Annotated in this window: 15 protein-coding genes and 1 pseudogene; 8 read left to right on the forward strand and 8 right to left on the reverse strand. The window is 67.8% G+C overall.

From position 1 onward, the window contains the following. Window positions 1-9: 9 nt before the first annotated feature. From ASG37_RS10165 to ASG37_RS10175, 3 genes are all read right to left on the reverse strand, one after another. Entirely contained in the window at window positions 10-276 is a 267-nt protein-coding gene (locus ASG37_RS10165) for an STAS domain-containing protein (protein WP_055759264.1), read from the reverse strand. Window positions 277-299: 23 nt separating this feature from the next. After that, complete coding sequence (locus tag ASG37_RS10170; protein ID WP_055759267.1) at window positions 300-1,730, reverse strand: methyl-accepting chemotaxis protein; 1,431 nt, start codon at window positions 1,728-1,730, stop codon at window positions 300-302. A gap of 167 nt (window positions 1,731-1,897) precedes the next feature. Further along, complete coding sequence (locus ASG37_RS10175) at window positions 1,898-3,178, reverse strand: MFS transporter (RefSeq protein ID WP_055759270.1); 1,281 nt, start codon at window positions 3,176-3,178, stop codon at window positions 1,898-1,900. Window positions 3,179-3,354: 176 nt separating this feature from the next. Here ASG37_RS10175 and ASG37_RS10180 point away from each other — a divergent pair, with 176 nt between their 5' ends. After that, window positions 3,355-5,994: a TonB-dependent receptor gene (locus ASG37_RS10180; RefSeq protein ID WP_082448229.1), complete on the forward strand. Its 2,640-nt coding sequence runs from the start codon at window positions 3,355-3,357 to the stop codon at window positions 5,992-5,994. Then, complete coding sequence (locus tag ASG37_RS10185; protein WP_055759273.1) at window positions 5,994-7,091, forward strand: Ca2+-dependent phosphoinositide-specific phospholipase C; 1,098 nt, start codon at window positions 5,994-5,996, stop codon at window positions 7,089-7,091. The genes ASG37_RS10180 and ASG37_RS10185 overlap by 1 nt, the downstream gene beginning before the upstream one ends. Window positions 7,092-7,134: 43 nt before the next feature. On the opposite strand, the gene ASG37_RS10190 is transcribed toward ASG37_RS10185, so the two are convergent. Next, entirely contained in the window at window positions 7,135-9,978 is a 2,844-nt protein-coding gene (locus tag ASG37_RS10190; RefSeq protein WP_055759275.1) for a TonB-dependent receptor, read from the reverse strand. Window positions 9,979-10,203: 225 nt separating this feature from the next. On the opposite strand from ASG37_RS10190, the gene ASG37_RS10195 reads away from it, so the two are divergent. From ASG37_RS10195 to ASG37_RS18060, 3 genes and pseudogenes are all read left to right on the forward strand, one after another. Continuing rightward, the gene (locus ASG37_RS10195; protein ID WP_156349112.1) at window positions 10,204-11,589 is read left to right on the forward strand and encodes a pectate lyase; all 1,386 of its coding nucleotides are present in this window, start codon (window positions 10,204-10,206) and stop codon (window positions 11,587-11,589) included. Then, window positions 11,586-12,302: pseudogene (locus ASG37_RS18055) on the forward strand (ThuA domain-containing protein); the annotation flags it as partial. The gene ASG37_RS10195 and the pseudogene ASG37_RS18055, both read left to right, overlap by 4 nt. A gap of 36 nt (window positions 12,303-12,338) precedes the next feature. Continuing rightward, window positions 12,339-12,689 carry a cupin domain-containing protein gene (locus ASG37_RS18060; RefSeq protein WP_235525199.1) on the forward strand — a complete coding sequence of 117 codons (351 nt, stop codon included), beginning with the start codon at window positions 12,339-12,341 and terminating at the stop codon, window positions 12,687-12,689. A 110-nt stretch (window positions 12,690-12,799) separates the two neighbouring features. Here the strand turns inward: ASG37_RS18060 and ASG37_RS10205 are convergent, their stop codons facing one another. The 3 genes from ASG37_RS10205 to ASG37_RS10215 form a co-directional block, all read right to left on the reverse strand. Beyond that, window positions 12,800-13,189: a hypothetical protein gene (locus ASG37_RS10205; RefSeq protein ID WP_055759282.1), complete on the reverse strand. Its 390-nt coding sequence runs from the start codon at window positions 13,187-13,189 to the stop codon at window positions 12,800-12,802. Between the two features lie 61 nt (window positions 13,190-13,250). Next, a complete protein-coding gene (locus ASG37_RS10210) occupies window positions 13,251-14,789 on the reverse strand; it encodes a carboxylesterase/lipase family protein (protein ID WP_055759284.1) in 1,539 nt (512 codons plus the stop codon). A gap of 69 nt (window positions 14,790-14,858) precedes the next feature. Continuing rightward, window positions 14,859-15,884, reverse strand: coding sequence for a LacI family DNA-binding transcriptional regulator (locus ASG37_RS10215; RefSeq protein WP_055759287.1), 1,026 nt, complete (start codon window positions 15,882-15,884; stop codon window positions 14,859-14,861). Window positions 15,885-16,001: 117 nt separating this feature from the next. On the opposite strand from ASG37_RS10215, the gene ASG37_RS10220 reads away from it, so the two are divergent. Together ASG37_RS10220 and ASG37_RS10225 are read left to right on the forward strand one after the other, a co-directional pair. Continuing rightward, entirely contained in the window at window positions 16,002-16,829 is an 828-nt protein-coding gene (locus ASG37_RS10220; RefSeq protein ID WP_055759290.1) for a 2-keto-4-pentenoate hydratase, read from the forward strand. Continuing rightward, window positions 16,810-18,096 (forward strand): MFS transporter, encoded by a 1,287-nt coding sequence (locus ASG37_RS10225; protein WP_055759294.1) that lies wholly within the window; start codon window positions 16,810-16,812, stop codon window positions 18,094-18,096. Before ASG37_RS10220 ends, ASG37_RS10225 begins: the two co-directional genes overlap by 20 nt. A gap of 19 nt (window positions 18,097-18,115) precedes the next feature. Here the strand turns inward: ASG37_RS10225 and ASG37_RS10230 are convergent, their stop codons facing one another. Beyond that, complete coding sequence (locus tag ASG37_RS10230; protein ID WP_055759298.1) at window positions 18,116-18,514, reverse strand: EVE domain-containing protein; 399 nt, start codon at window positions 18,512-18,514, stop codon at window positions 18,116-18,118. Between the two features lie 149 nt (window positions 18,515-18,663). Between ASG37_RS10230 and ASG37_RS10235 the strand changes: the two genes are divergently transcribed. Then, the gene (locus ASG37_RS10235; RefSeq protein ID WP_055759302.1) at window positions 18,664-19,050 is read left to right on the forward strand and encodes a hypothetical protein; all 387 of its coding nucleotides are present in this window, start codon (window positions 18,664-18,666) and stop codon (window positions 19,048-19,050) included. Window positions 19,051-19,061 lie beyond the last annotated feature (11 nt).

The following is a 19,061-nucleotide window of genomic DNA, read 5'->3' on the forward strand; positions in this document are numbered from 1 at the left end:
GCGCTCCGTTCAGGCGGCGAGAAGAGGGGAAAGACCGGCGAGCGCGGTCATGTCGGCCAGCGCGGGGCTGGGGGCGTCGATCGCGAACGCCACGCCGGCGGCCCGCGCCGCCGTTTCCGCCGCGATCAGCACCTGCAGACACGCCTGCCCGATCCGTTCGACCCCCGATCCGTCGAGCAGCAGCGGTTCGCCCGCCGACAGGCGCTCCACGAGCAGGTCGCGCAGCGCCGGGGCGGCGGCGGTATCGAGCACGGCGGACAGGGGAAGGGGGGTCATGCGATGCTCCCGGATCGAGGCGATCAGAATTCGGACCAGTCGTCACCGGCCACGGCGGCGCTGCCGATGCTGGTGGCGACGCTGCGGCGACGCGCGGTGCGGGCGATCTCGCGTCCCGCCTGCGCGGCGCGGGCCTGTAGCCGGTGGACGGCGGGCGCTTCCGGCGCGAGCGGTGCCCGATCGTCGAGTTTGAAGCGCGCTACCTGCACGGCCAGCGCATGGGCTTCTTCGGCAAGGCTGCGGGCGGCGGCGGTCGCTTCCTCGACCATCGCCGCATTCTGCTGCGTCACGCTGTCCATCGCGCCGACGGCGATGTTGACCTGTTGCAGCCCGTTCGCCTGATGCTCGGCGGCGGTGGCGATGGTCGCCACCAGCGTGCTGATCTCGCCGATGCGGCCGATGATCCGTTGCAGCGCGTCGCCGGTTTCGCTGACCAGCGCGACTCCAGTCGCCACCTGATCCGACGAGGCGGTGATGCGCGCCTTCACGTCCTTGGCGGCGTCGGCCGATCGCTGCGCCAGCGCCCGCACTTCGGACGCGACGACTGCGAAACCGCGACCGGCATCGCCGGCGCGTGCCGCCTCGACCCCGGCGTTCAGCGCCAGCAGATTGGTCTGGAACGCGATGCCGTCGATCACGCTGATGATCGCGCCGATCTCGGACGAGGCACGCTCGATTCCCTGCATCGCCGCCACCGCCCGGCGCACGACGTCGCCCGACTGTTCGGCTTCGCTGCGGGTGTCGCGGACGACGCTGTTGGTGCGCACGGCTCCGGCGGCGGTTTCGCGCACCGTCGAGGTGATTTCCTCCATCGCGGCGGCGGTCTGTTCCAGGTTCGCGGCCTGTTGCTCGGTGCGCTGCGACAGGTCGTCGGAGGCTTGGCGGACGTCGTCGGCACCGTTGTTGATGCCATAGCTGGCGGAACTGACCGCACGCAGCATGTCGGCGATCGATTCCATCGCCGCGTTGAAATCGATGCGGAGCCGGTCATAATCATTCGCGAATGGATCGATCACGCGGTGGGTGACATCGCCTGCCGCCAGCCGCGACAAGCCGTTGCCCAGCGCGGTGACGACCTGCTGCTGCGCGACGTTGGCGGCCCGAACCGCTTCGCCATGCGCCCGGAACACATCCATCGCTTGGGTCATCCGCCCGACGCAGTCGGTGTGGTCGGTGAACAGCACCGGCGAATCGAGGTCGCCCGCGGCCATCCCCTCCATGCGGACCACGGTGGTGACATAGGGATCGCAGACCAGCCGCTTGGCGGTCAGCATCACGACGGCGACCGCCGTCAGCGCGGCCAGCGCGATCCCGATCAGCACGCCCGGCGGATCGTCGCGCGACATCGCGATCCACGTCGTCCCGACCGGCACGGCGGCCAGCCCGACCATGACGACCAGCATCAGGTCGAACTTGCGACGGATCGGTGCCGTCGCCCGAAACCAGTGAAGCATCCTTCCATTCCCCCGCATCGGTCGCGCCGTGTTGCGCGTTGATGCTGATTAGGACGGCGCGGGATAAATACCGGTTAACGCAAACCGGATGGTATACCCGCCAAAGGTATGAACCAGTGGATCGGTGCGGAGCGGACCAATCGGCGTCCGGTCGGCGGAATCAGATGCTATCGCGCAGGCAGCACCGGCCTGGTTTCGCGCAGGCCGATCAGCACCGGCGCGACCGCCAGCGCCACCACTGCGATCATGATGCCCGGGACCATCGGCCATCCGGTCCGCTCCAGCAGCAATTGCGACACGAGCGGGGCCAGACCGCCGAACAGTGCGGTCGCGGCGGTCGCACCTAGCGCGAGGCCGCTGAGGCGACCTTCGCCGGGGAATTGTTCGGCGGTCGCCACCGCGCCGACCGCGCTCATCGCCCCGCCCAGTGCCGCGAGCACCAGCGCGCCGCCGAGCGCCAGCACCGGCCCGCCGCTCGCCATCACCGCGAACATCGTGGCGGGCAGCAGCGCGGCGGCGGCGCAGATGCCCAGCAGCACCGGCTTGCGCCCGATCCGGTCGGACAGGACGCCGACGAACGGCGTCACCGCGATCACCATCACCGCCGCGGCGGTCGACAGCCACAGCGCCGCGCCTTCGCCCATCGCGCCGACGCTGGTCAGAAAGGCGGGAACATAGACGATGCCGACATAATAGGTGATCGACCCCAGCGCCGAGATCGCGAAGCCGCGCAGGATGGCGGGGCGGTGGTGCGTCAGCACCTGTCGCAGCGGCGCATCGGGAATGGTACCGGCCGCGCGTTGCTGTTCGAACTCGGGTGATTCCTGCAACGTCGACCGGGCGAGCGCGACCGCGCCGGCCAGCCCCGCGCCGAGGAAGAACGGGATGCGCCAGCCCCATGCCGCCAGCGCCTCGGCACTCATCAGGCTGACCGTCGCCGCCGACACGCCGACCGCGAGCAGACCGCCGACCTCGCTCGCCGCCGAGGCGGACGAGGTGACGAGTCCGCGCCGGTCGGGGGCGGCCCCCTCGAACAGATAGGCGACGACCCCGGTATATTCGCCACCGACCGAGAAGGCCATGACACAGCGCAGCGCCAGCAACAGCCATCCCGCCGCCGGGCCGATCGTCTCGCGGGTGGGGAGCAGCGCGATGCCGAGCATCGCCACCGTCATCAGCGCCATCGACGCCAGCATCATCGCGCGGCGGCCGTGCCGGTCGCCGATCCGCCCGAACACGATCGCACCCAGCGGCCGCATCAGATAGGCGACGGCGAACCCGCCCAGCGTCAGCGCGAGCGACGCGGTGCCCCCGCCATAGAAAACGCGCGACAGCACCGTCGCGAGGTAGAGGTACAGCGTGAAATCATACCATTCGACCACGGTCGAAAAGGCGGCGATCGCCATCGAACGGCGCGGGATGCCATGGGTGGTCGACCGGCGGGACATGGCGGCTTCTCCAATGCGCCCGTGCCCCATGCGGCGATCATCCCTTCGATGCAAGTCGCGCCGGCCGGCGGACAATTCGTAAAATTGTAATCGTAATTGCGCCGGTTTGTCATCCTGTCCTCCTACCCGCCGCCGCCTGACGTCGCGCGGTTCGCGCGAGGGGGAGATTTCCGACCATGAAGACCATGTCCCGCGCGCTTGGCGCGACCTTGCCGTTCACGCTCGCCGCGCTGGCGGTGGCCGTACCGGCGCATGCGCAACAGGCGACCGAGGCCGCCACCGCCGATCAGGAGGGCGACGATATTGTCGTCACCGGCTCCTACGCCCGCAGCCTCGCCACCGCGACGCAGACCAAGCGGCAGGCGGCGTATGGCGTCGATTCGATCGCCTCGACCGACATCGGCAAATTCCCCGCGCAGAATGTCGCCGAGGCGCTGCAACTCGTCAGCGGCGTCGCGATCACCCGTCCGCGCGGCGAAGGGCTGTATGTCAGCGTGCGGGGGCTGGGGCCGCAGTTTCAGAACACGTTGTTGAACGGCCGGTCGGTCGCGCTGAACGACCTGATCGAGAATGGCGGCGCGCAGGGCCGCTCGTTCCGCTTCGAGATGCTGCCCGCCGAGTTCGTCGCGCGGATCGATGTGGTCAAGACACCGACCGCCGACATGACCGAAGGCGCGCTGGGTGGCAACATTGACGTCGCGACCTTCCGCCCGCTCGACATCGGCAACAAGACCACGCTGAACCTGCGCGGCACCTATACCGGGCAGACGCACCGCGTCCGCCCCAATGCCACGGTGCTGCACAGCGCGACCACCGCCGACGGCAGTTTCGGCGTGCTGGCGGGCGTGCAATACTGGGGCAAGGAAGTGCGCAACGACCGCTTCCTGAACTTCGGCTGGAACCTCAACCGGTTCAGTGGCGTGCTGGGCAACGGCTTCTACACGCCGACCCGCACCCGCCCGACGATCGAAACCGAGAAGCGCGACCGCGTGTCGGGGATCGTCTCCGCGCAGTGGCGGCCGGGCGCCGACCTCGAGACCACGCTCGACGTGATCGCGACGCGGCTGGACGTCGCCTATGACGAATATGGCATCGACATCTATCCCGACGACACCAGTGTCGCCGGCCATCGTCCGGTGCTGGTCGCCGGATCGCAGAAGATCGAGGGCAATACCGTCGCCGCCGCGACGATCAACGACGTGCGCTTCATGGCGTCGCGCGAATACAGCCTCAACCGCCACGACCTGCTGACCATCGGGTTGAAGCAGGCGTGGACCCCGGATCGCTGGCATGTGTCGGCCACCGCCAACTGGTCGGCGGCGCACAGCTTCCACCCCAGCTTCCGCGAGGGCACGGTGCGCAGCCGCGCGATGTTCTTCGCGCCGTTCAGCTACGACGCCTCGAGCGGGTACAAGGTGCTGCCGACGATCACCACGACGCGCAGCCTGACCGATCCGACCAATTTCGTCGTGCAGACGTTCAACATCGCGCCCAAGGACAGCAAGGACTGGGACGCCTATACCCGTATCGACGTCGCCCGCGACTTCGACGGGTTCGTCACCAAGCTGGCGGCGGGCGGCGAATATCACTGGCGCAAGCGCGACTATTTCCGCCGCGACTTCAACATCAACACGCTGACCGGCCAGCCGGTATCGGCGCTCGGCAACGGCGCGCTGCTGCCGCTGCCCTATGACGATTTCCTGAAGGACGTCGACGGCGACACGCCGCGTAACTGGCTGGTGCCCGACACCGGCACGTTCTTCGACCGGCTGTTCACCCCGGCCATCGCCGCCGCGCCGCTGACGGCGGGCGACCTGCGATCGTCGTTCGTGACGCGCGAGAAGATCACGGCGGGCTATATCCGCGCCGACTATGGCTTCCCGATCGGCGACGTCGCCGTCACCGGCAATATCGGCGCGCGCTATGTCCATACCGATCAGGTCGCGAACGGCACGCTGACGCTGGGGTCCACGCCGCGCGCGGTCAGCTTCCCCAGGACGTTCGACAACATCCTGCCGAGCGCCAACCTGCGCGCGGAAATCACGCCCACGCTGGTCGGCCGTCTGGCCGCCAGCCGGGTGCTGACCCGCCCCAACGTCACCGACAGCGCGCCGCGCATCACCGTGTCGACCGACGCCCCGACCGCCAGCGGCGGCAACCCCGAACTGAAGCCGTTCCTCGCGACGCAGTTCGACGGATCGCTCGAATGGTATTTCGCCCCCACCGGCGCGCTGACCGGCGCGGTGTTCTACAAGGCGATGGACGATTACATCACCGCGCAGAACGTCAACATCGACATTCCCGGCCGCGGCACCGTGCTGCTCAGCACACAGGTCAACGGCGGCGATGCCAAGGTGTACGGCTTGGAAGCGGCCTATAATCAGGTCTTCACCTTCCTTCCCGCGCCGTTCGACGGGCTGGGCGTGCAGGCGTCCTATACCCACACCTCGGTCAAGGCGAACTATACGGCGGGCGCGCGCGCGATCGTCGACCAGTTGATCGGCCTGTCGAAGAACAGCTTCAACCTCGTCGGCTTCTACGACAAGGGGCCGGTGTCGACCCGGCTGTCCTATGTCTGGCGCGACGCCTATCTGGCGGGCACCGGCAGCACGACGCAGGCACCCAATTATGTCGCGCCGTTCGGGTCGCTCGACGGCAACTTCTCGTACCGGCTGACGCCGCGTATCTTGGCGAGCATCGAGGCGATCAACATCGCCGGCGCGCGCGTGTACAGCTATCAGGACAGCAAGCTGCGGTTCGGCGAGATCAACTATTACGGGCGCACATTGCTGTTCGGCGTGCGGGCGGAGTTCTGATGCGCAAACTTCTGTTTCCGGTGTTGATGGGGGCGGCCGTCGCGGCCGCGCCCGCACCCCGTCCCACGATGGCCGATGTGCAGGTCGTCGGGTCGCACAACAGCTTCAAGGCGCGCATTCCGGCGTCGGTGCTGCGGACGATCCGCGCGCGCGACGCACGGATGGCCGATGCGCTCGATTATTATCATCCCTCGCTCACCGCGCAGCTCGACCGGGGCGTGCGGCAGTTGGAGATCGACATCTTCGCCGATCCGAAGGGTGGCCGCTATGCCGATCCCAAGGGTGAGGTGATCGCCCGCGCCGCCGGCGAGACGACCGGCTTCGACCGCGTGGCGATGCTGCGGCCGGGGTACAAGGTGTTCCACATCCCCGACGTCGATTACCTGAGCACCTGCCCGACGCTGGCCGGGTGTCTGGGCGAAGTGGCGGCATGGTCGCGCCGTCATCCGCGCCACCTGCCGATCATGCTGACGATCAACGCCGCCGACACGCCGTCGACCCGGCCGGAAATCGCCGCGCCGCTGCCGCTCGACGATGCGGCGCTGCTGGATGCGCTCGACGGCGAGATTCGCGCGGCGCTGGGCACGCGGTTGCTCACGCCCGACATGGTGCGCGGGGATGCGGCAACCTTGGCCGAAGCGGTGCGAACGCGCGGCTGGCCCTCGCTGGAGGCGGCACGCGGCAAGATTTACGTGCTGTTCGACGTCCGCACCGCGGTGTCCGACGTCTATCGTGCGGGTCATCGCTCGCTGAATGGCCGGGCGATGTTCGGCTGGTATCCGGCGGGTGATGCGGAAAGCGCGGTGCAGATCGTGCAGGACCCGCTGGTCGACGGCGCGCGCATCCGCGACTGGGTAAGGGCCGGGGTGATCGTGCGCACGCGGACCGATGCGAACACCGTGGAAGCGCGGGCGAACGATCATGCCAAGGCGAATGCGGCGGCGGCGAGCGGCGCGCAGGCGATCAGCACCGACTATTATCCCGGCGCACCCGATCCGCTGGGGCTGCGCTTCACCGTGACATTGCCCGGCGGCGCGATGGCGCGGTGCAATACGGTACGGGTCAGCGGGTGCCGCGCCAGGGACATCCGCGAGTAATCAGCATCCGCCGTACCCGTAAACCGGGTACGGCGGCCCTCGCTCATATCTTGACGCGCGCGCCGACCAGCAGCGTACGGCCGAAGTGATTGTTCTCGTAATTGCGGCGCGCATCGACGTCGACGAAGCGGCGACGATAGGCGTCGGTCAGGTTGGTGCCCTCGACCGACAGTTCGAGGAAATCGGTCAGCTTGTAGCGGATCGACGCATCGACGTTGGCGATCGAATCATAGCCCTCGAAGATGTTGCCGGTGCCCGACCCGGCATCGACATAGGGGCCGCGATAGGCGACCGAGGAGCGTGCGCTGAAGCGGGCGTCCTCGTAATAGAGCGTCGCGTTGAACTGGCGCTTCGACACATTGTAGAGCGTTTCAGTGCGCGTGACGGTGGGCAGCGTGCCGCCGGGCACCGTCGCCGGACCTTGCTGCGTATAGTCCGCCTCCGATCGCACGAACGTCGCGTTCACGATGCCGCCGAAGTTACGCAGCACGCCGGGCAGGAAGCGGAACGGCGCCTGAAGCGCGATCTCGATTCCTTCGAGCGATGCGCCGGCACCGTTGCCGGTCGTCGCGATCGTCCAGATGTCCTGCGCCTGCAACGCCGGGTTGAGCGCGGCAGGCGAGGAGGAGACGAGGACGTTCGGCGACAGGCCGGTTTCGGTAAAGGTGCCGCTGCGGCTGATCGCTACGGGGAAGCTGGCGATGTCCTTGCGGAACAGCGCAACCGAAAAGGCCGATTGCGGGGCGAAATACCATTCGGCCGCCAGATCGTAATTGGTCGCACGGAACGGTTCGAGGAACGGATTGCCGCTGGTCACGCGGAAGTTGAAGCCATCGGCCGATCCGCCCGGCGTCAGATTGCCGAGCGACGGGCGGGTAATGACCTTGGCGATCGCGCCGCGCAGGATGATGTCGGGCGTGGGATACAGCGCGACGTTCATCGAGGGCAGCCAGTCCTCGTAATCGCGCTTCACGGTGACGGCTACGCCGCTGTTGATGCCATAGGACGACTGGTCGGTGCGGACGTAGCGGATGCCGCCGTTCGCGGCATAGTCGAGGCCGAGGATCGTGCCCTTGGCATCGAACTGGAGATAGCCGCCCTTCGTTTCCTCGGTCACGCCGCGATTGTTGCCGACGTCGAGCGCCAGCGGGCGGTTGTAGAGCCCGGTGAACGCGGTCGCGGCATCGAGGTTGGGGATCAGCCACTGGGTCGTGGTGCCCGACGGTGCGTTCGATCCCTTGAGCGTAAACAGTTCCGACAGCGCGTTCGTCGCCTGAAAGCCATAGATGGTGCCCGGACCGAAGGCGGTGGTCGCCGAACAGGTGATCGTGCCGAGCACAAGATCGCGCCCGCCGTTGCCGCACACCGCCGTGTCGCGGGTGAAGGCGGTGATGTCATAGTCGTAGCGCCGCCACATGCCGCCGGCCTTGACCTGAAACCCCTCGGCCACGTCCCATTCGGTGCGCAGTTGCGCGGTCTTGAACTGGTTGACCACGTCGGACGGGCGATCGCGGATTTCGGCGAGCTGGAAATTGGCGGGATCGGTGACGCTGGTGCCGAAGGTCAGCACCGGGGCGTCCTTGTCGCTATAGTCGTAGCGATAGCCCTGCGCGTCGCGATCATCGAACACCAGCGTCGTTTCCACCGGCACACTGGCATCCGATTTCGAATAGCCGCCGAGCAGGGTGAAGCGGACCTTGTCCGACAGGTCCTGATCCCAGGTGCCGCCGATCTGGTAGAATTCGGTCTGCGACTGGCGGAAATAATGTTCGGTGCGGACCCACGCATCGTTCAGCGTGGCCGACACCATGTTGTTGCTGTCGTCATAGGTCGGGCCGACGACGTCGATCTGCCGCTCGTTCGAGCGCAGCAGCACCTCGCCCCATTTCTCGCGGCGATCGGCGCGGAAGCGCGAATACAGGCCGTCGATCGACACCTTGGTCGCATCGCCCGGCGACCATTGCACGCTGCCGGTGAGGCCCAGCCGCTCGCGGCTATGCGTCACCTCGCCATAGCGCGGGATGCGCGGGTGGAACGACAGCGCGGCCCGGTCGCACGCCGCGCCCGCGATATAGGTGCCGCCGCGATTGGGCGCGGTCCAGCAGCGGGTGCCGTCGACCGAATCGAACCGCGCCTGTGCCCAGCGGACGGTATTGTTACCGATCTCCTTGGTGACGGTATCCTGATAGGCGGCGGATACCGACACGCCGAAGGTGCCGTCGGGCGACTTCCACCCGATCAGCCCGGCGAAGCGCGGCCCGACCGTTTCGGACAGGTCGTTATAGTTGGCGACCGCCGATGCGGCGACGGTGAAGCCTGCCTTGCCGGCCAGCGGGTTGCCGGTGTTGAGATCGACGACCGCGCCCAGCGACCCTTCGTCGAGATCGGCCGAGGCAGTCTTGTGGACGACGATCGAACTGAACAGCTCGGATGCGAAGACGTTGAAATCGAACGACCGGTCGCGGTTGGCCGAGGCCCCGTCGCTCGACGTGGTGACGGTTTCGAGGCCGTTGACGCGGACGCGGGTGAACTGCGCCCCCAGACCCCGCACGGTGATCGCGCGGCCCTCGCCGCCGTCGCGCTGGATGGCGATGCCAGGGATGCGTTGCAGCGATTCGGCGAGATTCTGGTCGGGAAACTTGGCAATATCCTCGGCGACGATCGCGTCGACCGCGCCGACCGACTGGCGCTTCACGTTCAGCGCGGCGTTCAGCGACGCGCGAAAGCCGGTGACGATGATGTCTTCCTCGACATTGTCGCCTTCGGCGGGCTGGCTGGCACCCGGCTGTTCCGGCGCGTCCTGCGCCTGGGCGATGCCGGTAAAGGCGGTCAGTGCGGTCGCGGCGAGCAGCACCGCGAGCGTGCGTCGATGGTCGTGATAGCGCATGGTCAATCCTCTCCCTGCTGCGATGACACCGGGCGCATCGATGTGCCCGCAATATCGATCACCCTGCCGACGGGCACAGGCCATACCGCCTGTTTTGCCCGTGGGACGGTCCGCGACGGCCGTTGCCGCCGCAGATTGCCGGTTTTGCCTTTTTGGCTTGAGAAACCGGTGTCAAAGCGACATTGTGCGCTGACGACGAAGCTGTCAAGAACCGCTCGGAGAGGAATGAAGATGAACGGATTTGCCCGTCTGGTCCTGTGCGGCCTGTTGTCCGCCGCCATGGCCGCGCCGGTCGCAGTGGCGCAGGGGACGGCCGCGACGCCGGCCGACACCGCCTTTCCGGGGGCGCAGGGGTGGGCGGCGGTGACGCCCGGCGGCCGTGGCGGTCGCATCCTGCGCGTGACGACGTTGGCGGCCGATGGTCCCGGATCGTTCAAGGCCGCGCTGGAGGCGAAGGGACCACGCATCGTGGTGTTCGAGGTCGGCGGCGTGATCGATCTCGCCCGCACGACGATCACCATCAAGGAACCGTTCCTGACCATCGCCGGGCAGACCGCGCCATCGCCCGGCATCACGCTGATCCGCGGCGGCATCGACATTCGCGCGCACGACGTGATCGTCCGCCACCTCCGGGTCCGCCCCGGCCTCGACGGACAGGCCAAGCGCTCGGGCTGGGAGGTCGATGCGATGAACACCGTCGCCGCGACCAACGTCATCGTCGACCATTGCACCATGACATGGGCGCTCGACGAGAATCTCTCCGCCTCCGGTCCGCGCTTCGAAGGGGCGACGCCCGACGAGTGGCGCCGGAACACCAGCCACAACATCACCTTCAGCTACAATCTGCTGGCCGAGGGTCTGGCCGATGCCAGCCATCCCAAGGGCGAGCATAGCAAGGGGTCGCTGATCCACGACAATGCCAGCGGCATCCTGATCTGGCGCAACGTTTATGCCCATAATGTCGAGCGCAGCCCGCTGCTGAAGGGTGGCGTGCAGGCGGCGGTGGTCAACAACCTGATCTACGATCCTGCCAAGCGCGCGGTGCATTACAACCTGATGGCGCTCGAATGGGCGGGCCATGCCTATCAGGAGGGACAGTTGTCGGCGGTCGGCAACGTGATGCGCGGCGGCCCGTCGACCGACGAGCGGCTGCCGTTCCTGATGCTCGGCGGCGACGGCGACCTGCGTTACCACGGGCGCGACAATGTCGCGGTCGACCGGCATGGTGAACCGTTGCCGATGTTCGGGCGCTACGGCGTCACCCGCGCGAAGCTGATCGAGGTGAAGACCCCGCCGGTCTGGCCGACCGGCCTGCCGGTGCTGCCGTCGCAAGAGGTCGAGACGCATGTGCTGGCGAATGCCGGCGCGCGGCCGTGGGACCGGGATGCCGACGACATCCGCGTGCTGTTCTTCGTCGCCGAGGGGCGCGGCAAGGTGATCGACGACGAGCGCGAAGTGAGCGAATATCCCCATCCGGTGCAGACGTCCGCGCCGTTCGTCGACGCCGAATGGGATTTGACCACGATGGAACCGAAATCGGGCCGCTATCCGGGGCAGAAGGGAGCGGTGCAGGAATCGCTGTCGGCACGGGACCGGGCGATGCGCCAATGATCGCGCGGCCGATCGCGCGGCTGGTCGTCGCCGGCGCGCTGCTGTTCGGGGCGGTGCCGGCCGCCGCCGCCCCGCGCGTGCTGATCTTCCACCGCGCGACCGGCTTCGTCCACGACTCGATCCCGCAGGGCGTCGCGGCGGTTGAGGCGATGGCACGCGCGCAGGGGCTGGAACCGGTGGCGAGCGACGATCCGGCGGTGTTCGATACGCCGCTCACCGATGTCGCGGCGGTCGTATTGGTGTCGACCACCACCGACTCCAAACGACCCGAAAGCGAATGGTTCACCGGCACGCGGCGGACCGTGCTGCAACGCTATGTCGAGGACGGCGGCGGGGTGGTCGCGATCCATGCCGCTGCCGATTCGCATTATGGCTGGCCATGGTATGCCCGGCTGATCGGCGGTCGCTTCGCGCGGCATCCCCAGGGCACGCCCGAAGCGGCGGTGTCTCGCACCGCGCACCGCCACGCCGCGACCGCGACGCTGCCCAAGGCGTTCCGCATCGCCGACGAATGGTATTGGTTCGACGACCTGTCGCCCGATCTCGACCATCTGCTGACACTCGACCCGCAATCGATCGGTTCGAGCGAGGTGAATCCCAAACCGCTCGCGTGGGCGCACCGCGTCGGCAAGGGGCGGGTGTTCTATACCGGCCTTGGCCATCGCCGCGAAAGCTGGAGCGACGCGCGCGTGCTGGCGCATGTCGCGGGCGGTCTCGGCTGGGCCACGGGCCGCGCTAAGGCGCCGGCGATGGTGGTGATCGACGACGAGGGCACGCGCGTGCGTCAGCCGGTGCCGCACGGCAACATCGGCATGAGCACCGCATGGCGCATCACCGACAAAGTGCCCGGCCGCACCATGGAGTTCCGCCGCCGCAAGCTCGACCGGGGCGCGGCGATCGGCCTGCACCCCATCGCGCATGACGAGGTCTATCATGTCGTCTCGGGCGAGGGCGACGTGACCAGCGACGGCGTGACCCGGCGGGTGGGCGCGGGGACGACGGTGTATCTTTACGACGGCGCGGTCGTGGGCATCGCCCAGCGCGGCACCAAGCCGCTGGCGCTGATCGTCAGTTATCCGCTGGCGGAGGCGGTGGAGTAGGGCGGCGGCCGGATCTATTATTCCGCTACATCCGGTGCAGCGTTTGATCGAACATGCCGTCTTCCTTTGTCACCCCGGACTCGTTCCGGGGTGACGATGCTACCTGAGACTCACCCGTCGCCGATGGCTTCACCGCAAAGCACGAGCGCCGGGATTTGAAGGTCGCGATCCCGTCCGCCGGGAAAATCCGATACGCTGTACGGCGATCCGCCCTCGCGGATCAGCACATTGCAGATACCGCGCTGCCGAAGATCGCGGATCATCCGGACGGCATGGCCCAGGGTCGGGTCCGGCGCGAGGCTGACATAGGCGAGTCGGGGCAGGCCGGGGAATGGGCGTTCGGCATCCGGCCGTGGGTCCATGTCCCACCGGCCATCGACCAGCCGAGCCGCCGGCCGGCGGCTCGGTACGACCATGGCCAGCGAATCCAGCTCGATGTGGGTGGCCGGAGGCCCAGCCGGAGCCTGCCGGTGGAGCAGCCACAGTGCGTCGAAGGCCATGAGGACAGCGACACCCAGAATCAGGACGGACCGTAGACGCTGCATGCGATATTCTACCGCCTCACGTCCCCGGCTGAACATAGGGAAACTGCGCGAACAGTTCCCGTTCCCAACGGCGCGGATCGTCCACCACCCGGCTGACCCGGTCGAAGACCATCGTCGCGCGGCGGGGCAGGGTATGGCGCGGCCAGTCCACGCCGGGATTACCACTCCGCGCCAATGCGACGAACGCCGCCATCATCCGCGCCGATACCGCGCGCGCATCCGCGCCGGTGCCGCTGACCGATCCGGGGGCGTCGAGCGTGCCGAACACCAGCGGAATATCGTCGGTATGCGCCGCGCCGCCGGCGGGGCGCAGCGGCGAGGAATAATCGAGCTGATACACCCATGCCGGCACCCCGGCGGTGGCGCGCGCCTCCGCCTCGATCACCTGTCCCGGCCAGCTTCGCCCGGCGGTGCTGGCGGCATAGAGCAGGTCGGCGGGCGTCATCGCCGGGAAATGCTGGCGATATTGCGCGACCAGCCATTCGGGATGCACGTCGATGCGCAGTTGCGGTGCCAGCCGGGCGGCGATGTTGCTCCAGTCGATCCCGCGCAGCACCGGACCGTCGGGCGCGACGAACGCGCGGGTTTCCTCGCGCGTGTTGCCGAGGATCAGCGGGATATTCCTGCCGAGCGGATGCGCATCGGGCCAGAACGGGTGCCGCGTCAGCGACCGCATGTCGATCACCGGCCCCATATACACCCCGCCGCCAAGGATCGGGTCCTCTGCCGCCAGCGCATCGACCAGCCGTTCGACCGGCAGCGTCGCCGCTTGCGCCGGGGTCGCCTTCAGCCGGGCGAGGAACGCTTCGGCGCGACGGGTGGCGTTGATCGGGCCGGACCCCGTCACCTGCTGGCCGCTCATCGTCGCGGCGGCGTGGAACAGTCCTTTGGCGGCGGGCATCGCCATCAGCGTCGCGATCTTGGCCCCGCCGCCTGACTGGCCGAACACCATCACCCGCGCCGGATCGCCGCCGAAGCCCGCGATATTCTCGCGCACCCATCGCAGCGCCAGCACCAGATCGAGCTGGCCGACGTTGCCGCTGTCGGCAAAGCGCGGGTCCAGCCGGGCGAGATAGAGGTAGCCGAGCGCGTTCAGCCGGTGGTTGACCGTCACCACCACGACGTCGCCCGCCGCTGCCAGCCGGTCGCCGAACACCATCGGCTCGACGACCGTCCCGCCCGAATAGGCGCCGCCGTGGAAGTACACCATCACCGGCCGCCGCGCGCCCGGCCGCGCTTCAGGGGTCCAGACGTTCAGGAACAGGCAGTCCTCCGCCCGGTCGGGTCCTGTTCCGCGCTGCGGGCAGGTGGGGCCGAACGCGATCGCGCGCTGCACGTCATGCGACGCGATCGGCGCGCGGGGCGGCTGGAAGCGATAGGTGCCGGGGTCGACGCCGTAGCGGATGCCGCGAAAGACCGAGACGCTCCCTTCCCGCAGCCCCTGCCAGCGACCGCCGGGACCCCATGCTATCGGATCGGTCGCCCCTCGCGCCGCACCGGGCATGGCGGCCAGCACCGCGCCGCCCGCCAATATCGTGCGCCTGTCGATCTGCATCGTGCCTCTCCCGTCCGCCGCTGTACGCCGGTTGAGGGAAAGGTAATCGGTGTCATCGAACCGGGCAAGTCATGCGGCGGGCGGCGCGACCGAGGCGCGGCGGATCAGCGTCGAGACGAACATCGCTTCTTCCGAAGGCTCGCCGATCTCCTCGCCATCCTCGATCAGCTTGAGCGCCGCCGCCCGCGCCATCGTCGCGATCGGCCAGCGTACCGTCGTCAGTGGCGGCCATAGATGCGACGCGATCGAGGTATCGTCGAACCCGATGATCGACAAATCCTGCGGCACGTCCAGCCCGCGTTGCCGCGCGACATGCAGCGCGCCCGCCGCCATCTCGTCGTTCGACGAGAAGATCGCGGTCGGGCGCGGTGACAGATCGAGCAGGCGTTCGGCGGCGCGCATCCCCGATTCGAACGTATAGTCGCCCTGCGCGATCCACGTCCGCTGCATGCCGATCCCGGCGGCCTCCATCGCTTCCTCATAGCCCTGCTGCCGCTCGAACGCCGAGCGGAAGCCATGCGGCCCGGCGATCATGCAGATGCGGCGATGCCCGGCGGCGAACAGATGGTCGATCGCGCCACGCACCGCCTCGCGGTCGTTCGACGATACCATATGGGCGTGCTCGTCGAACGAGGCCGATCCCATGCGGACATAACGACAGCCGATCTGCGTACACAGCGCCGCCAGCGCGTCATTCTCGGAGATCGGCGGGAGCAGCATCACCCCGTAGGGGCGCTGGCGTTCGAGGAAGTGGCGGATCTCGTCGGCCATGTCGGGCGCGCCGCGATCGACCGGGTGGACCAGCAATTCGAACTCGGTATCGCGCAGCACCTCCAGCAACCCCTGCTGCACGTTCAGCACCATCTGCGCGTTGGGATTGTCGTGGATCAGCGCGATCAGGAAATTGCGGCGCAGCGCCAGCGCGCGCGCCTGCGGATTGGGGATATAGCCCAGTTCGGCGATCACGGCTTCCACCCGCTCGCGCGTCTCGCCGCCCAGCAACGGCGACCGGTTGATGACGCGGCTGACCGTCTTCTTGGATACGCCGGCGAGTCGGGCGACGTCGTTGATCGTGGGCTGGCCGCTGCGTTTCATCGGCAATCGATAGCGCGGGGTGGCGCGCACGCCAACGTCCCCGTCGCGCAATTCGCTCGCTTGTCAGTGACACCGGTTTCCGATACGCCGGTGGCAATCAAAGGAGAGGGGCCGTGTATGGAGAACCGTGACCGGATTGCGCAGGCATTCGTCGCCGCGCGGCGTGATGCGCGCGGACTTGCGCAGTATCCGGGCGATCGTCCGACGACGCTGGGCGACGCCTATGGCGTGCAGGACCGGGCGATCGCGCTCGACGGGCGGACGGTGGTCGGGTGGAAGGTCGGCAAGATCAACGCGCCACTCGATACGCAACTGGGGGCCAACCGGCTGGCCGGACCGATCTTTGCCGATCAGTTGTTCCTGGACGCCACGCCCGTCCTGCCGGTGATCGCCGACGGGTTCGCGGCGGCCGAGGCGGAATATTGCATCCGCATCGCCCGCAGCCCCGCGCCCGGTGCGACCGGCCTGTCGCACGACGCGGTGCTGGAGTTGATCGACGCGGTCCATGTCGGGATCGAGATCGCCAGTTCGCCCTATCCCGGCATCAACGCCGATGGCCCGCTGGTGACGATCAGCGATTACGGCAACAACCACGGCCTGCTGGTCGGTGCGGAGATTCCCGGCTGGCGCGACGGCGATTTCATCGACTGGCCGGTCGTGTCGCGGATCGACGGCGCGGTGATCGGTAAAGCGAGCGCGCGCACGATGCTCGACGGACCGATCGGCGCGGTGTCGTTTCTGATCGACTGCCTCGCCTCTCGTGGTCTAACGCTGGCAGCGGGGCAATGGGTATCGTCCGGCGCCGTCACCGGGGTTCATCCGGTGGCGCCCGGACAGCGCTTCGATGCCGAATTCGGAAGTCTGCGGGTGAGCTGCGCGATCGACGCCGCCAGGCCCGCGCAGGGGATGCAGGGAGAGCTAAGTCATGCAAGCGGGGCAGAATGACGGTATCGACCGCGCGGTAGCGCGCGCCGGCCGCTATCGCTGGGGCATCGTCGGCCTGTTGTTCATGGCGACGTGCATCAACTACGTCGACCGGCAGATGATCGGGGTGCTCAAGCCCACCTTGTCGAAAGACCTGCGCTGGACCGAAACCGACTTCGCCAACGTCATCTTCTTTTTCCAGTTCGCCTATGCGATCGGCTATATCGGCTTTGGCCGCATCGTCGACGTGATCGGGGCGCGCATGGGCTATGCCGTCGCCTTCGTGATCTGGCAGATCGCGCATATGGCGCACGGCGGCGCGTACAGCGTTACCCAGTTCGCCATGGCGCGCTTCGGGCTGGGTCTTGGCGAATCGGGCAATTTCCCGGCGGGGATCAAGGCCGTCACCGAATGGTTTCCGGCCAAGGAACGCGCCTTCGCGATCGGGGTCTTCAACGCCGGGGCGAACGTCGGCGCGATCATCACGCCGATGGCGGTGCCGCTGCTGACCGTCGCCTATGGCTGGCGGATGGCGTTCGTCGTTACTGGTGTCGTCAGCCTCGTCTGGCTGGCGCTGTGGCTGATCTTCTATCGCTCCCCGCGCGATCACAAGAAGCTGTCGAGCGGCGAGCTGGCGTGGATCGAGCAGGACCCGGCCGACCCGGTCAAGCCGATCGCGTGGAAGCGGCTGGTCACGAAGCGCGAGACCTGGGCCTATGCGCTCGGCAAATTCTGCATCGACCCGATCTGGTGGTTTTTCCTGTTCTGGCTGCCGGGCTATCTCGGCGACCGCTACGACCTCGACCTGCTGAGCTTCGGGCCGCCGCTGGTCGCGATCTATCTGCTATCTGACCTTGGCAGCGTCGCTGGCGGCTGGCTGTCGTCGCGGCTGATCGCGCGCGGGCGCACCGTCAACTTCGCGCGCAAGACGACGATGCTGGTCTGCGCCTTCGCGGTCCTGCCGGTGCTCTTCGCCCAGTCGATCGACAATCTGTGGGTCGCCGTCCTCGTCATCGGCATCGCCACCGCCGCGCATCAGGCGTTCTCGGCCAATCTCTATACGCTCCCCTCCGACCTGTTCCCGCGCGCGGCGGTCGGATCGGTCGTCGGGATTGGCGGAACGGTCGGCGCGATCGGCGGCATGATGATGGCGAAATATGCGGGCTACGTTCTCGACGGCATCGGTAGCTATGCGCCGCTGTTCTTCGTCGCGGGATCTGCCTATTTCGTCGCGCTGCTGGCGGTGCATCTGCTGTCGCCGCGCCTCGCCCGGGTCGACGCCCCCTGACCGGTCGGCGGGGGAGTGGCTACTCCCCCGCCAGTCGCAGCAACACCGCCCATTCGGCGTCGCCGACTGGCGAGACCGACAGGCGGGATTGCCGCAGCATCGCCATGCCCGCCAAAGCATCGTCCGCCTTCATCTTTTTCAGTTCGACCGGGCGGGGCAGGGGGCGGAGCGGTTCGATCCGCACCGATACCCAGCCGTCTCCGCCATCCGGCCGTGAGCCACGCGCGATCCGCGCCACGCCGACCGCCGCCTTGTCCTTGCCCGAATGATAATAGAGCGCCTCGTCGCCGACCTGCATGGCGCGCAGATGACCGGCGGCGGCATGGTTGCGCACCCCGTCCCATTCGGTGCCGCCGTCGCGCACCAGATCGTCCCAGCCATAGCTGTCCGGTTCCGATTTCAGCAGCCAATACGCCATCGCCCGTCCTCTCGCGTTCGATAAACCGCCCGTGAATGACCGGTTCCGCGACCGTTCAGTCGCCGCGTGGCAGACATACCGTCATCGGCGCGGAGGCGTCGACCCGGTGCGGTTGCCGAAACCCGCCGGGAGATGACAGGAGAACGGGCATGATGACCTTGCTGACAAAGGCCGGTCTGGGCGCGGTACTGGCCGCGACGACGCTGACCGCCGCCGCCCCCGCCGACGCGCAATGGCGTCGCGGCTATTATCGCGACCGCGACAATACCGGCACCGCCGTGGTGGCGGGAATCGCCGGCCTCGCCATCGGCGCCGCGCTGGCATCGGGCGGACCGCGCGATCGCTATGCGCGCGACCGCTATTACCGCGATCGCGGCTATGCGTATAACTACGACGACCGTTATTATCGCCAGCGTGGCTATTATCCGAACGACGGCTATTACGCCTCGCGCTACCGCGATTATCAGCGTTGCTGGGTCGAGCGGCGCTACGATCCCTATTACGACCAGAACGTTCGCGTCCGCGTCTGCAACTGACCGGATCTGGC

It is taken from the genome of Sphingomonas sp. Leaf407 (assembly GCF_001425385.1).
In the GTDB taxonomy this organism is placed as follows: Bacteria; Pseudomonadota; Alphaproteobacteria; order Sphingomonadales; family Sphingomonadaceae; genus Sphingomonas.